Source organism: Sessilibacter sp. MAH1, from assembly GCF_054658315.1.
In genome coordinates this window covers 16,553-32,306 of sequence record NZ_BAAGIC010000011.1, presented here as the reverse complement: position 1 = coordinate 32,306, position 15,754 = coordinate 16,553, and the positions used below count along the sequence as shown (strand labels likewise).

Sequence of the window (15,754 nt, the reverse complement as noted above, 5' to 3'; positions counted from 1 at the left end):
ATGGCAGAGTTAAAGAATTAAATAACGGTTAGAAATTAAAAATGTAATACCTCGAAAATGGTAATATCCGTTTTTGCCCGCCGACCAAACCAGAAATACAGTAATGGAATATGCCATGATTTCTTTATGGCAACCAATACGAATATAAATAATCAATCTACACTTAATTGAATGGCTATAGACAGCATGGACTATAGAAATCTAATAAAAAATTAATAATAAATATTCGCCTATAAAGCGGCACATAGATTGGTTTTATTACGAGTAAAATAATGATTCTTAAAAAACGATTGATGTTGTGGAGTTGTTTAATGGGCATAGTGCCCTGTTTTGTTATTGGCTTTACTGCTTTATGGATAAGTAGCCAAGCTCTTGAAGAAACGTCGTTCGCACACTTAGAAGCTGTGCGTGAAGAGAAAAAATCTTCAGTAAATCGATATTTAAACTCGATATTTTCTCAAGTTTCTTTAATGACCAAAGACCCATTTATTATAGAAGAATCGGCTCATATTATTGAGGCCTACAATCGTTTCATTAACGATTTAGATAACAAGGCCGGGAGTATTGACGAAGCTCGGCGACGTCTCGAAAAAAACTATCAAGATAATTTTTTGCCAGAATTTAAACGTCAAAACCCTTCAGAAATATTGCCAAAAGTCAGCGATTTACTTGGTAAACTTGACGATAAAGGCATTCTGCTCCAAGACGCTTATATAGCGCAAAATTCAAATCCACTCGGTCATAAAGATCTTTTAGCTAAAAGTGCTCTTTATCCTGTGTACGATCAGGTTCATGCTCGCCTTCATCCTAGTTTGAGTGAAGTACGTGCGGAATTGGAGTACTACGATATTTTTATCGTTCATCCAAAATCTGGCGACATTGTTTATACGGTCTTTAAAGAAATTGACTTTGCAACTTCGCTAAAATCAGGTCCCTATGCGCAAAGTGGTCTTGGAGACGCTTTTCGTCTAGCAATGAACAATAAACGCGATCAAAATCCTGTAATTCAAGACTTTTCTCATTATTTACCATCTTATAACGCACCGACTGGATTTGTTGCGCAACCAATATTTAATCAATCCGAAATGGTTGCAGTATTAATTGTTCAATTTCCGCTCAGTAGACTTAATGCCATTATGCAAGAACGGCCAGGTATGGGAGAGACGGGTGAAAGCTATCTGGTGGGTTCTGACAGACTCATGCGTTCGGATTCTTATTTTGATCCTAAAAGCCATTCGGTTATTGCGTCGTTCGCGAATCCAACATTAGGCTCTGTAAATACCGATGCGGTTACGCGAGCAATCAACGGCGAAACCGGATTGGATATCATCATTGACTACAACGGTAACCTGGTATTATCGGCCTACTCGCCTTTAAACGTTGCAGGCTTAAATTGGGTTATTTTATCGGAAATAGATAAATCCGAAGCTTTTGCTCATAGCTATTTACTGACTAACATTTCTGTGGCTATTTTAGCAATAGCACTTGTGGTAATTATTATTGCTTCTAATTTTTTAGCAAAATCAATTACCAAACCCTTGGGAGGCGAACCCGAAGAATTGGTAAAAATCGCAGACTTGGTTGCACGAGGTAACTTAGCCTATGCCTTTGATAAAAATGCTGCACCCAACAGTATATACAGCTCTATGGCAACCATGAGTAACCATTTAAGAGAGTTAGTGGGCAAAATATTAGATTCCGCAACCGGGCAAGCAGCCGCATCCGATCAACTCGCGCAAATTACGGTATCAACAACATCTAATTTTCATGCCCAAAATAAAGGTACCGCGCAAATAGCAGATGCTATTGGAAAAATGAATGAAACTGTGGTTGAAGTTTCGGACAATACACAAAAAGCGGTTACTATTGTTCGTGATGCAAAACAAGAATTAGAACACAGTGTTGATGAAGTTTTTCAAACCACGCGCGATATGCGCGAAGTGGCTAATTTTTTAAATCAAACACAAGCGACTTCAAGCCAGCTCACAGAACGCGTCAACAATATTACTGTGGTTGTGAATACCATTAGAGGCATTGCCGAACAAACCAATTTATTGGCGTTAAATGCGGCCATAGAAGCAGCCCGAGCCGGTGAACAAGGCCGAGGATTTGCGGTGGTTGCCGATGAAGTTCGAAGCCTTGCCAAAAACACTCGCGAAGAAACAGAAACCATTGCCAGTATTGTGGAGGCGTTACAAAAAGTCTCGTCTCAAACCGGGCAAGTGGTATCTAGTAGTGTGACACAAGCAAATGCAGTATCGGAACGAGCACAGCATACGGTAGAAAGTTTACGCAAAGTAGTTTCATCGGTTGAACACATAAATTCGATGATTTCGCAAATTGCCACAGCAACTGAACAACAATCTACAGTATCTGAAAATATCAGCCAAAGTGTAAATACCGTGCATAGTAAATCCGCCGAAGCAAGCCAAGCAATTGATGAAATTTCTTCGGCAACGGAAGAATTAGCCGAAAGAGCTAATTTACTTCAGGAATTAACCAAACGTTTTAAGCTGTAGGAATCTCTGAGTAAGTCATTCTTAATTTAATTAATGAGTCTACATCGGTAAAGCAACTTAATGTTTATACGTGCTTTTATTTATTAAGATTGGAATTAGCAACATATTTTTGTTTTTATGTCTTATGTCGTAAAAACCATTTAAATCGCAGTTAACTTTTTAATAGTAATGATTTTTCAACCGAGTAAACTGCACATAAAATCTAAAATACTACTTTAGGAACCTCTGATTAACTCATCCATGATTTAATCAGAGGACAGAAATTGAAAATGCGATTTCCAATTTCTTCACAATTTCAATCACTTACCGTTCTTGAAATTGGCGACACATCCTTGTGTCGCGAGAAACTCTAGGTTAATCAGAGTTTCCTTTAGCTTTTCTGGTGCTTAAAACTTCCGGTTTTTAAAAAAGCTAGAACCTGCTCAATAACCATAGGTTTGTTCATCATAAAACCGTGACTTACGGGTAAACAAATATGATCCGCTTCACCTGTAATTCGTGTGCTTGCAACCGTTACTTTACCGTCGTTAGGTTCTGGCAAAAATTTTTCTAGATACCAACCTTTATTAAGAGTTCCGGCAACAATACCCAGTTTAAAATTTACCGGGCCAAGTTGCGCTAAGTATCCATCAGGCTTAGTTTCTAGCTGTAAACCAGCAGGCCCATTTATAAAGGTAAAAGCGGGTAACCAACCGAGTTTATCGACTATTTCGCTGCCATGATTTGGCGGGCCAAGCATCACTACCCTATCAAGATTCTCGATGGTGTGTTTGCGCAAATATTCTCTGACTAAAATACCGCCCAATGAATGGGTTACAAAACTGATTGGTGCGTCTTTTGGGCATTCTTTTAACGCGTTAGGAATTGCGATTTCTGCTAAATCTTCAATTTTATAATGACGAGAAGGATAACTCTGATTAATAACCCGATATCCTTCTTGCTTAAGATGTTTTTCTAATAATTTAAAACAACGCGCGGTTCGCCCTAAGCCATGCAATAAAATAACAACGCGCTGTAACTCTAAGTTTTCCATAAGTTTGTGTTTTTAATCGATTAACTGATAATTATGAACATACCACTTAGAATTAGTGTTCTTCAATTATTAAATGACTCGCCAAAAACTAAAAAACCCGCACAAGGCGGGTTTTTTTAAGCTTATTAAACAACAATTACTTGCTGTTTTCGGCTAGGAACATCCAAGTTTCTTGAACGGTATCTGGTGTTAAAGAAACAGAAGTAATTTTTTGTTCCATTAACCATTTGGCAAGATCTGGATGGTCTGATGGGCCTTGACCACAAATACCTACGTATTTGCCCTGTGCACGACACGCATCAATAGCCATTTTAAGCATTTTCTTAACGGCTTCGTTACGTTCATCGAACAAGTGTGCAATCAAGCCAGAATCACGATCAAGACCAAGGGTTAGCTGAGTCATGTCGTTTGAACCGATTGAGAAACCATCGAAGTACTCAAGGAATTGATCGGCTAACAAGGCGTTAGAAGGCAATTCACACATCATGATGAGTTTTAAGCCATCTTCACCGCGCTTCAAACCGTTATCAGCAAGAATTTGCTCAACGGCTTGGGCTTCGCTCAAGGTACGTACGAATGGAATCATCAACCATACGTTTTCAAGACCGAGTTCGTTACGAACTTTTTTCATGGCTTTGCATTCAAGCTCGAAACAATCGCGGAAGCTTTCTGCAACGTAGCGTGAAGCACCACGGAAACCGATCATTGGGTTTTCTTCTTCTGGCTCGTACTGACGACCACCAACAAGGTTTGCGTATTCGTTCGATTTAAAGTCAGACATACGAACGATAACTTTGTTGGGGTAGAAAGACGCGGCAATAGTTGCAACGCCTTCGACGATTTTCTCGATGTAGAAATCAACCGGCGATGGATAACCAGAGGTCATTGCATCGATGGTTTTCTTCAATTCATCGGTTTGAGCATCGTAATTTAATAACGCTTTAGGGTGAATGCCGATTTGACGGTTAATGATGAACTCTAAACGCGCCAAGCCAACACCTTTGTTTGGCAACATCGCAAAGCTCATGGCGCGATCTGGGTTAGCAACGTTCATCATGACATCCATTTCAAGCTCTGGCATGTCGGTGGTATCGGTAGAAATCACTTCGAATTCTAATAAACCTGCCCAGATATTACCGGTGTCACCCTCAGCACAGCTAACGGTTACTTCGGTGCCGCTGGTTAAGCTGCTGGTTGCGTCTTCACAACCAACAACGGCAGGAATACCTAATTCACGCGCAATAATTGCTGCGTGACAAGTACGGCCACCACGATTGGTTACGATAGCCGCACAACGCTTCATTACCGGTTCCCAATCCGGATCGGTCATATCGGTAACCAATACGTCGCCTTCTTGAACCTGATCCATTTCTTCAAGGCCAGATACAACGCGTACTTTACCAGCACCAATTTTGTCGCCAATTGCACGACCAGAAGCCAACAGTTCGCTGGTTTCTTTAATGCGGTAGCGCTCCATTTTTTGGGTGCTCATTTGGCTGCGAACAGTTTCTGGACGCGCTTGAAGGATGTAGATTTTCTGATCATCGCCATCTTTACCCCACTCGATATCCATCGGACGACCGTAGTGTTTTTCGATGATCATCGCTTGCTTGGCAAGCTCTAGTATGTCTTCATCAGAGATGGAAAACTGAGTGCGTAGATCTTCTGGTACCGGTACAACTTCAACAGACTTACCTGCTTCCGCTTTGGCGCCATAAACCATTTTCGCTTTTTTAGAACCTAGAGTACGGCGAATAACGCTTTTAAAGCCTTTCTCTAACGTTGGTTTGTGTACGTAAAATTCGTCTGGGTTAACCGCACCCTGAACAACCATTTCACCCAAACCATAAGAAGAGGTAATGAACACCATATCACGGTGGCCAGATTCGGTATCAATAGTGAACATAACACCCGAGGCGCCGGTCTCACTGCGACACATGCGCTGAATACCCGCCGATAGCGCCACTTCTTTGTGATCGAAACCTTGGTGTACTCGATAAGAAATCGCACGGTCGTTAAACAACGACGCAAATACTTCTTTTACGGAGTGAAGTACGTTTTCAATACCTCTGATGTTCAAGAAGGTTTCTTGCTGACCTGCGAATGAGGCATCTGGTAAATCTTCTGCGGTTGCTGAAGATCGGACGGCAACAGCAACGTCACCAATGTCGCCACACATTTCGGTGTAGGCGGCACGAATTGCTTGTTCAAGCTCAGGTGTTAACGGCGTTTCAACGACCCATTGACGGATTTGCTTGCCAGCTGCGGCTAAGGCGTTAACATCTTCAATATCGAGTTCATCCAGAACTTTGTGAATGCGATCGTCGATACCGCTTTGGCTTAAAAATGTTCGGAAAGCCTCCGCAGTGGTCGCAAAGCCGGTTGGTACTGAAACGCCCAAATCGGTTAGGTTACTGATCATTTCACCGAGTGAAGCATTTTTACCGCCGACTTTTTCAACGTCGTTCATACCCAACTTTTCGAAGGGAATTATCTGATCGATCACGTTATCTCCTCGTGTATATATTGCCAATAGGCGCAATAATAACAACTTAATTACTATTAACGAACTTTTTCAGACTTCACCAAGAGATTTACTCATGAGTACCCGATACGCCTTCTTTATTTCAGACAGCACCGGAATCACCTCTCAAACTCTTGGCAACGCCTTGTTACCGTTGTTTCAAGAAACAAAATTTCACAAAGTGCACCTGCCCTATACCGATAGCTTAGAAAAAGCTGATCAAGCAGTGCAACAAATCAACGAAGCCGCAGCCAAATCTGGCGAAAAACCGTTGATCTTCGATACTATCATGAACCCAGAAATTCGTGATCGAATTGCAGGGTCCGAAGGCTTTTTAATGGACATTATTGGCACCTTTTTACCTTCATTAGAAAAGGAACTAGGAGCAGTTTCGTCCTATCAAGCCGGCCAAAGTCATGAAAGCCCCTATGGCGAACGAGGCTTGATTCGGATGGACGCTGTTAATTTCGCCTTAGATAATGACGATGGCGCCAAAACAAAATATTACCCGTCCGCCGATGTTATTTTGATCGGTGTCTCGCGCAGTGCTAAAACACCAACTTGTTTATATATAGCCATGCAGCACGGCATTTTCGCAGCAAACTACCCTATTACGGAAGAGGATTTACGGAAAAACGAACTTCCAAAAATACTGCGTGAGCATAAAAATAAATTATTTGGCTTAAGTATCGATCCCGAACGCTTATCAAACATTCGCCATCAGCGCCGTGCTGATTCTCGTTATTCGTCCATAAAACAGTGTGAATGGGAAGTCAAAGAAGCGTTATACATGTATCGCGCTCTTGGTATTCCATGGATTGACACAACTGCAATTTCGGTTGAAGAAATCGCCACCCGAATAATTATGGAAAAAAATCTACAACGTCGCGTTTAACAATATGTTTTTATAACTTGCGTTTACTTATATTGAAAGAACCGCTTGCGCTTAGCTACTGGCTCGATTAAAGCGGTTTTTTGATCGATAAATCTGACTTGCTCACTTAAATTTAATGTCAGCAGTCTTAAACATAAAAACTAGTTGCTGATATTCTTAATTTTGGAATAACCGTTTGCTTAACGTAAATCAACTTACAAGCTGACAATAGAAAACTCTCAATAGAAAACTCTCAATAGAAAACTCTGATTAACACGGAGTTTTCAACGACACCAATGGTTCACCATCAATTTCAATCACAACCAGTGCTTGAAATTGTATAAAAATTGGAAATCGTATTTTCAATTTCTGCCCTAGCTTCAATCACAAAAGAGTTAATGAGAAGTTCCTATAGGTTTAATTTGACTGTATTTACATTACCGTTTTTCTGTTTATAAACCTAGTAGTCAAACCCTGTTATCTCTCTATTTTGAGCACAAAATAAAACAATCTCAGCAATAAAAATTATTAAAACATCAACATAAACGATGAAATTTCACCAATAAATTTATCGCAAATTAACATCAACTTTCCAAGAATGAATTATTCAAAGATTTTAGCGTTAAACTTACTAACATACGAAAAACCCGCCTAACATACGAAAAACCTGAATCGTTAAAATCACCATTACAACGTTGATAAGCACAAAAATTTAACAGGTCTCAATTTTTTGTTACAAATTTTTGTTTTTCTGTTGCCAAGTTCGTAACCACCATAGTTTGTATTTAGCGTAGCTAGCAACAACCAGTTTGCTGTCGCAAAACGGCGCCTTGTTTTATGTATGCGTAGATTTATAAAATTTTGTAAAAAACACACAATCATTTATTTTTTTACAATTTTATTTTAAATAAATAACCATCATAAATATTTATTGTTACCAATACGCATAACCCAAAATCACTTAGTACAGCGGAAGATTATCTGACTTTATATACGTAAAATGCGCCCGTTTTAAGGTGTAACACCGCATTCCTTTGATTATATTTCAAACACTGCCCAAGCTAATTTTTGCGACTGAAGCTTTAATATTCAAAATGTTTACCAACTTTTAACAATTCTAATTTTGGGAAATTTTTTAAACAGTTGACGTTGAGTTGATGTGATATTTGCAAACAGATCATTGAAAGGATTGGGATTAGGGTTGAGATTGTGTTGCTCGTTCCCAACGGGTTTTCCCATCAGGTTAACAGAACAATGCTCGAAGCCACTAATCATATAACGTAAGACCAATATGATTAGAGCGACTACTTATTAACTACTATTGTTTTATTAACGACTGTTGTTATCAACGACTGTTGTTATCAACAACTATTGCTGGTCACTAATTACTGCTGCCAGGTAGTAAAACAGGGATTGTGATACAAAATAGAGGTTGATTTCTAATCGCATTACCCCAATGCTTAGTAAATTCGCTTAATTTATTGAAATCAATTCTCAAGTGGCACTCAAGCATGACAAATCTGCACCCAACAAAACTGCCTGTATTAAACGCCTCAGCAAACGGAACACCGCTTTTCGTCGTCCATAAAAAGAACTATCCATCGTGGCTCGAAGAACAAAAAAGCTTCACAAAGAATTGGATAAAATCGACGGGTTATAAAGGCGACGGCTTAGTAGTAATTCCTAACGCCAATGGTGAGTTAGATAAAGCCTTACTCAGCACCGATACCGATGATCAATTCTGCGCCGGGGAGTTGTATAATCTTCTGCCTGAGGGCGAGTTTAACGCGCTTAGCGACTCGAAATCGGTACTTGAAAAAGTCGCCTTTGGTTTTTTACTGGGTGGTTACCAGTTTTCAAAATTCAAATCCAAAGATAAAACCAGTAAGGCTGTTACCTTAAATATCGATGACGCCGATGTCGTATCTGTAGCGAAAACTTATGCGCAATCGGTATTTATCACCCGAGATCTGATTAATACGCCAGCCGATAGCATGATGCCCGAGCACTTAGCGGCAACCTCAAATGCGTTGGCCACCGAATACGGCGGCGCCTGCCGACAAATTGTTGGGGAAGATCTTCTGGATGAAAACTACCCAACCATTTATACCGTTGGCAGAGCCAGCTCCCACCCATCTCAGCTAATTGATTTACACTGGGGCAGTGTTAACAATCCTAAGGTTACCTTGATTGGTAAAGGTGTGTGTTTCGACAGTGGCGGTTTGGATATTAAACCGTCATCAGCCATGCGTTTTATGAAAAAAGACATGGGTGGTGCCGCTCACGTTTTAGGATTAGCCAATCTTATCATGGCGGCGAAATTACCGATTCACCTGCGAGTTATGGTACCTGCGGTCGAAAATGCGGTTTCCGGTAACGCATTTCGACCGGGCGATGTAATTACCACGCGCAAAGGCATTACCGTAGAAATCGATAATACCGACGCCGAAGGCAGACTGGTCCTGTGTGACGCACTCGCAGAAGCTAATAACGATCAACCCGAGCTCATTATTGATTTTGCAACTTTAACAGGTGCCTGTCGTGTAGCATTGGGGACAGAACTGCCCGGCATGTTTTCAACTTCCAGCAATGTTGCTAATGGCATAAAAGAAGCCGGTGAAAACTGTGGCGACCCAGTTTGGGAATTGCCACTGCACAAACCCTACAAGGCATTACTCAACAGTGAAGTGGCAGATATTACTAATTGCGCAACCTCGCCGTTTGGCGGCGCAATTACGGCGGCGCTATTCCTTCAAGAGTTTGTTGACGAGAATATAGACTGGGTTCACTTTGATGTAATGGCGTGGAACAACCGCAAATTACCGGGAAGACCCACCGGCGGCGAAGCAATGGGTATAAGAGCAGTTTTCGAATACCTCAAAGCTCGTTTTCAACCATAATGTAGCGGTTAAGAAAGTATTCAATACCAAAAGGAGTCGATACAAGGCTCCTTTCTAGTGTTGATAGTTTTTAACGTATCAATAAAAAAATGTTCGTTTCTAGACGTGTCTAAAACACAATTTTAAAATCACTGTCGGATTTTAAACACTACTCTTTATAAGATTACTTAACAGTTAACAACCCAACTACTATAAACTCGCTGAATTACTCTCAACAAAACTATAGGAACCTCTGATTAACTCATCCATGATTTAATCAGAGGACAGAAATTGAAAATGCGATTTCCAATTTCTTCACAATTTCAATCACTTACCGCTCTTGAAATTGGCGACACATCCTTGTGTCGCGAGAAACTCTAGGTTAATCAGAGTTTCCTATAAATTTGTTCTTATATTTCAATAAGTTAAATTGATAATCACAAATGTAGGACACTATTTATTCATCATTTATTCATCTAGTTCATCTTATTTATTAACTGTAGATAAACCTTCAAAATTAAAATTCGCTAAAAACTATTTAACCAAAACTTCTTAAGTTCATGTATTTATCCAAGCAGAATTATTTAAACGTAATAAAAATAGTGTTTTTATTTTAGAGGTTGTTCAATCAAAATCGTTAGTGTTACTAAAAATTCACACCTCAAAATACATGCAACCCTATGTTTTTATTGAACTTTTAATAAAATACAGACGATAAATAGAATTTTGCAAAAAAGAAAAATAAATTATCAAATATGATAACTATCAACAAAAAAAGTAGAGCCAAAGATTGAATGGAAGATTACAAAAAGTGATGTAAAAGCGTGTAAATTTTTAGTAATGCAACTGAAACAAAGAATATCAGCAAGCCAAATTACAATTATTGCTACATAACTTAAAAAATTAAGTCAATAGCAGAAATCCCCAGAGTTATGATTTAACTCCAGGGATTAAAATAAGCGCCGTGTATTTTGAGTTAGTTTTTAAAAGATATTAAGCGGCAGAATCTAGCTGGTAGCCAATTTTTCGAGACTGATCTTTAATTTTAAACTCTTCAGCCAAGCCTGCACTCGCGTCAAAATAACGCAGACCACTCATATGGCGAAAGCTTTCTTTCTTTTGCTCAAACCAGTCACTTTCAAACACTACTTCAACTTCGTTAAGTGGTGCGTAGTGGCTAATTGGATGATCATCGTCGATTTGAAACCAATACAAATCGCAGCCATCAACTGTGTATTCTAGACCGCGATTGATTAATCCTTCAACCAAGTTTTTTAAAGCTGGATCACGTTTTTCAATTGCCGCATTGATGACAGTAGAATTATTTAAATCAAAAGCCAACTGACCGTGATGAAACTTACGCAAACGTACAGCAATATGTTTTAGCATTGATTTCTCTTACACTATTTTTAATCAATTTATTTTATTTAGCGGGAATATTCCCACCCATTCGAATTGATAATTCGTGAAAATACATTCACTTAAATTGCATTTAAATAAAACACGCAACAAGGAAAAATAATCGTCGATTGGTAACCAATGAAAGGTTAAAGCGTAGAATCGCCTGAAAAACCAACCGCTTGATCTAGAAAGACCGAAACTGTAGAACTCGTAAACGAGAAATATACGCAATTATTGAATTCATAGCCAAAAGATTGATGACAAAAGATGAAGGCAGAGTAGTATTCAAGCGCATACTTGCTTTATTATAACCAAATAACATCAAGAAGGAAGAGTTTAATCTCAATTAAATGGCCCTAACTTGATAAATTTTTCGTTTATATAAGAAAATATATCTGCAAACGGTCAAATTGCCAGCAGACAAACGTAAATTTCGATTCACAAGATAAATATAGTAAACAGTTTGATAACACTTATGTCCAAATTGACGCATTTAAATAATCAAGGCGAAGCTCACATGGTTGATGTGAGTGAAAAACAAAATTCAAAACGCACTGCAATTGCACAAAGCATCGTGAATACAACTGAAGAGGTTATAAACCTCATCGAAACTAACAGTTTAAAAAAAGGGGATGTATTAGCCGTTGCAAGAATTGCCGGTATTCAAGCGGCAAAAAAGACATCCGAGCTTATTCCGTTATGCCACCCTCTTATGATTTCCTCCACCGAAATTCACACAGAAATTTTACGAGAAACATACCAAATAAAGATCACTGCCACGTGTAAAATAAACGGACAAACTGGCGTAGAAATGGAAGCATTGACCGCTGCCAGCATTGCCGCGCTTACCGTTTACGATATGTGCAAAGCTGTTGATAAATCTATGACCATTAGCGATACCAAATTACTTGAAAAACACGGCGGTAAATCTGGAAGCTGGAATGCTGCTAACTGAGAATTTCTTTGATGATTAAAATTTTATTCTTCGCTCGGCTTAAAGACCAATTAAATTGCTCAGGACTCAACTTAGAAATAAACGATCTTGATAATCAAAGTTCTATAACCATCCGCAAGCTACTGGACTATTTATTCAATAAAAATCCGTCTTGGCAATCAACTTTTGAACACCAACAGGTGTTTATAGCTGTCAATCAAGAAATTGTTGGACGCGAAACAACAATAAAAGATGGTGATGAAGTTGCTTTTTTCCCACCGGTAACCGGCGGGTAAAATATCAAAAGCTACTTTAAAAAATATAATGTTTTGACATTCTACTGAGATAAACTCTCTAACTTACCCAACTACCACTAAATTGACATGATTAATATACACATTCAAGAAGCTGACTTTGATCACTCCGAATTATATAACGGTTTACGATCAGCAAACACGCCGCCAGGAGCTGTAGTCACCTTCACGGGTTTAGTTAGAGATTTTTCTAGCCATGGCGATGTTCAGGCTATTTATCTTGAACATTACCCAGCAATGACTGAGAAGACACTGCACAAAATTGCCGTGACCGCTCAAGAACGTTGGCAATTAGAAAATATCGTTATTGTACACAGAGTCGGGAAAATTACCGCCAGAGAGCAAATTGTATTTGTGGGTGTTGCAAGTTTACATCGCAAAGAAGCATTCCAAGCCTGCGAGTACATCATGGACTACCTGAAAAACGACGCCCCCTTCTGGAAAAAAGAAATTACGCCAACCCACGAACTTTGGGTAGAAAATAAAAAGAGTGACAGTGAAGCGTTGGATAAATGGCGTTAAATTTACAACGAATTTCGAACAATCTAACTCCAACAAATCAAACTACAACAAGTCAAACCCTGAGACATTTAAAACTCTTAATAAATTATTTACTAATGCTTTAGTAGTGCAAAATAGTAGCACATAAAATAAAAGTGTAAAAACAGCAACATAAAATAATTAACAAAAAGCTAGGCAAAAAACTCTTATGCTACGCTCTTTTATTTTTAATAAAAAACCAACTTCTCATGAAACAAGTTAATGGTATCAGCTGTTAGTACAAACCAGAAAGATAAGATCCAGAAAAATAAGATGTCTAGACACTACGCTTTAGCAGCTTTAAAAAACAAAAGTATTAGCTTAGAAAATTCTACTCTGTAGAAAAACCTAGTCCTTTACCTAAAATACATCCCATTACTTTAATAACACAACCAGGGTCAGGCCATCTCACCCTCGATATAAACTTAATAATTAAGCATCTAATAAAAGTCGATTATCAGTCAGGTATTTTTTTATTAACGCACTTTTCAATTAATTAGATATAAAACACTGCTTCTTATAAGTTGATGACCAGCTGAAAATAATTTACAAAAATAAAAAAAACGTATCCAAATGTTTAAATCATTCACAAACAATGACTTCTGTAGAACCACCAGCAGTTCACATAAAAACAGACATAAAGCTTTTAGACATTAGGTTTTCAGACACCAACTCTTGCAAATGCATCAGATATTGTCATTCAGTAAATTTCTTAAAAAACTTGTTTTATAATTATTTTAAGATTAATAAGTCTTGTATCATCGTCGATTCACTTATCTTTCATTTAATCAGAAAATGAAAGTGAACAAAGAAGTCATCGGTTTCTTGAAAACCTCATTCCCTGATAGTCACCAACATTGATAACTTTTTCCTCAGTTGCCAAATACTCGAAGCAAATAATGACTATCTTAGCGATTACAGCCTATGAAGATTACCGTTTGCTTCGATAAAATGAGAAACATTATCGTCAGTTTTATGATGAAGTGATCCAAGAATAGGCAACTTAAGAATAAGGACAATATAACCTTTTATCGTTCAGTGTAGTCGAAAATGCTCTAGAAAATACTGTGATAGAGAGCCTCTAACGCGCTTATTTATAATGACTAATTAGGGATAATTTTCATGAAAACACAGACTTTGTTGAAAAGAACTTTTTATTAACTGCAAAGTCAAAATTTGTGGGCTATTATAGCTCTCAGGCCATGGTTCTGGTTGAGGTTAATTATCTTTGTCTGTTTTAGTCCTAATTCGGGTTAACAGACACTGATTTTTCATCCTAAAGTACCATGTTTTTAGTGAATTCACTTTCCTATTATTGTGATGTCTTCGGACTTCATTTATATAACAAAAAACGAGGTAATTATCATGTGGACTAAACCAGCTTTCCAAGATATGCGCATCGGCTTCGAAGTTACTATGTACTTCGCAAACCGTTAATAAACCGAACTTGGTTTAGGTGGTGGTGTTTTGAGCAGTAATACCACCACTGATCCTTTTCAAAAAATACTGCCCTATCAGTCTCGTCAATTCGGTATCTTTAAAACACAGATGTTTAACGATACACGGTTACTTAACTCAGCATTTTATTTCACGATGACTGAGAATAAATAACAACTCTACCGATGAGCTCTTCTATAAAAACTACAATAATTAACATTGAGCTATTTCAAATCAGATTTCCCAATTTTCTTGCGCTTAGAATCTCTATATTCTCTGTTACTTCTATGAATAAGAAAACCGAAATTAACGTACAAATGTTTGGTCTGTATTTATGAAAATTCATGTTCTTGGGTCCGCAGCCGGCGGAGGCTTCCCTCAATGGAATTGCAATTGCGCGAACTGTAAAGGCTATCGCGACGGTACTTTGAATGCGAAAGCACGAACTCAGTCTTCCATTGCCATCAGTGACGACGGTATCGACTGGATTCTATTTAATACCTCCCCAGACATTCTTACTCAACTTGCAAATTTTAAAGCCATGCAACCTGCTCGCGCGATTCGCGATACGGGTATTGCGGGAATTGTGTTAATGGACAGTCAAATAGACCATACCACTGGCCTATTAATGTTGCGAGAAGGTTGCCCACATGAGTTGTGGTGTACCGACATGGTCTATCAAGACCTAACCACAGGATTCCCTGTTTTCAATATGCTTAAACACTGGAACGGTGGTTTAAACAGACACACCATCAATATTGAAGACGGCAAAAACAGTTTTGAAGTGTCTAAAGTACCTAATGTACGCATGACGGCAATTCCACTGCTAAGCAGCGCGCCGCCCTATTCACCGCATCGTGGCAATCCACATCCGGGTGATAACATTGGTATTTTGGTTGAAAATCTGCGTAACAATAAAACGCTTTTCTACGCACCGGGTCTTGGCAAAATTGAAGATCATTTAAAGCCAATCATGGAAAACGCTGATTGTTTATTAGTGGATGGAACACTCTGGCAAGAAGACGAAATGATTGTTGCAGGTGTTGGCGATAAGCTCGGCGTTACCATGGGTCATTTACCGCAATTCGGTGAAAATGGCATGCTTAATTATTTAGATACTTTAAATAAGCCTCGTAAAATTTTGATCCATATAAACAACACCAACCCAATTCTCGATGAAGATTCGCACCAGCGACAAATTTTAAAAGAACATAATGTTGAAGTCGCTTTTGACGGCTTAGAGTTTGAACTTTAAGTTTGCTCTTAGCTATTAGAATCCAACTTATTTAGAGATAAAAA

At 38.6% G+C, this 15,754-nt stretch carries 11 protein-coding genes; 8 read left to right on the top strand and 3 right to left on the bottom strand.

Annotated elements, in window-relative coordinates; genetic code table 11:
- The first annotated feature begins 311 nt into the window (after positions 1-311).
- Entirely contained in the window at positions 312-2,519 is a 2,208-nt protein-coding gene (locus tag ACYQ28_RS11930; RefSeq protein ID WP_460050499.1) for a methyl-accepting chemotaxis protein, read from the top strand.
- A gap of 370 nt (positions 2,520-2,889) precedes the next feature.
- On the opposite strand, the gene ACYQ28_RS11925 is transcribed toward ACYQ28_RS11930, so the two are convergent.
- Both ACYQ28_RS11925 and ppsA read right to left on the bottom strand, forming a co-directional pair.
- Positions 2,890-3,552, bottom strand: a complete 663-nt coding sequence (locus tag ACYQ28_RS11925) for an alpha/beta fold hydrolase (RefSeq protein ID WP_460052722.1) — start codon at positions 3,550-3,552, stop codon at positions 2,890-2,892.
- Between the two features lie 136 nt (positions 3,553-3,688).
- A complete protein-coding gene (ppsA, locus tag ACYQ28_RS11920) occupies positions 3,689-6,058 on the bottom strand; it encodes a phosphoenolpyruvate synthase (RefSeq protein WP_460052719.1) in 2,370 nt (789 codons plus the stop codon).
- 94 nt (positions 6,059-6,152) lie between these two features.
- Here ppsA and ACYQ28_RS11915 point away from each other — a divergent pair, with 94 nt between their 5' ends.
- Together ACYQ28_RS11915 and ACYQ28_RS11910 are read left to right on the top strand one after the other, a co-directional pair.
- Positions 6,153-6,971, top strand: a complete 819-nt coding sequence (locus ACYQ28_RS11915) for a pyruvate, water dikinase regulatory protein (protein ID WP_460052717.1) — start codon at positions 6,153-6,155, stop codon at positions 6,969-6,971.
- Between the two features lie 1,490 nt (positions 6,972-8,461).
- Entirely contained in the window at positions 8,462-9,850 is a 1,389-nt protein-coding gene (locus ACYQ28_RS11910; protein ID WP_460052714.1) for a leucyl aminopeptidase family protein, read from the top strand.
- Positions 9,851-10,822: 972 nt separating this feature from the next.
- Here the strand turns inward: ACYQ28_RS11910 and ACYQ28_RS11905 are convergent.
- On the bottom strand, positions 10,823-11,218 hold the full coding sequence (locus tag ACYQ28_RS11905) for a hypothetical protein (protein ID WP_460052712.1): 396 nt from the start codon (positions 11,216-11,218) through the stop codon (positions 10,823-10,825).
- A 487-nt stretch (positions 11,219-11,705) separates the two neighbouring features.
- Here ACYQ28_RS11905 and moaC point away from each other — a divergent pair, with 487 nt between their 5' ends.
- From moaC to pqqB, 5 genes are all read left to right on the top strand, one after another.
- On the top strand, positions 11,706-12,185 hold the full coding sequence (gene moaC, locus ACYQ28_RS11900) for a cyclic pyranopterin monophosphate synthase MoaC (RefSeq protein WP_460052709.1): 480 nt from the start codon (positions 11,706-11,708) through the stop codon (positions 12,183-12,185).
- A gap of 11 nt (positions 12,186-12,196) precedes the next feature.
- Positions 12,197-12,460: a molybdopterin converting factor subunit 1 gene (gene moaD / locus ACYQ28_RS11895; protein WP_460052706.1), complete on the top strand. Its 264-nt coding sequence runs from the start codon at positions 12,197-12,199 to the stop codon at positions 12,458-12,460.
- Between the two features lie 87 nt (positions 12,461-12,547).
- Entirely contained in the window at positions 12,548-13,000 is a 453-nt protein-coding gene (locus ACYQ28_RS11890; RefSeq protein WP_460052704.1) for a molybdenum cofactor biosynthesis protein MoaE, read from the top strand.
- 1,383 nt (positions 13,001-14,383) lie between these two features.
- On the top strand, positions 14,384-14,455 hold the full coding sequence (pqqA, locus tag ACYQ28_RS11885; protein ID WP_460052724.1) for a pyrroloquinoline quinone precursor peptide PqqA: 72 nt from the start codon (positions 14,384-14,386) through the stop codon (positions 14,453-14,455).
- A 334-nt stretch (positions 14,456-14,789) separates the two neighbouring features.
- Positions 14,790-15,710, top strand: a complete 921-nt coding sequence (gene pqqB, locus ACYQ28_RS11880) for a pyrroloquinoline quinone biosynthesis protein PqqB (protein WP_460052701.1) — start codon at positions 14,790-14,792, stop codon at positions 15,708-15,710.
- The last annotated feature ends 44 nt before the right edge of the window (positions 15,711-15,754 follow it).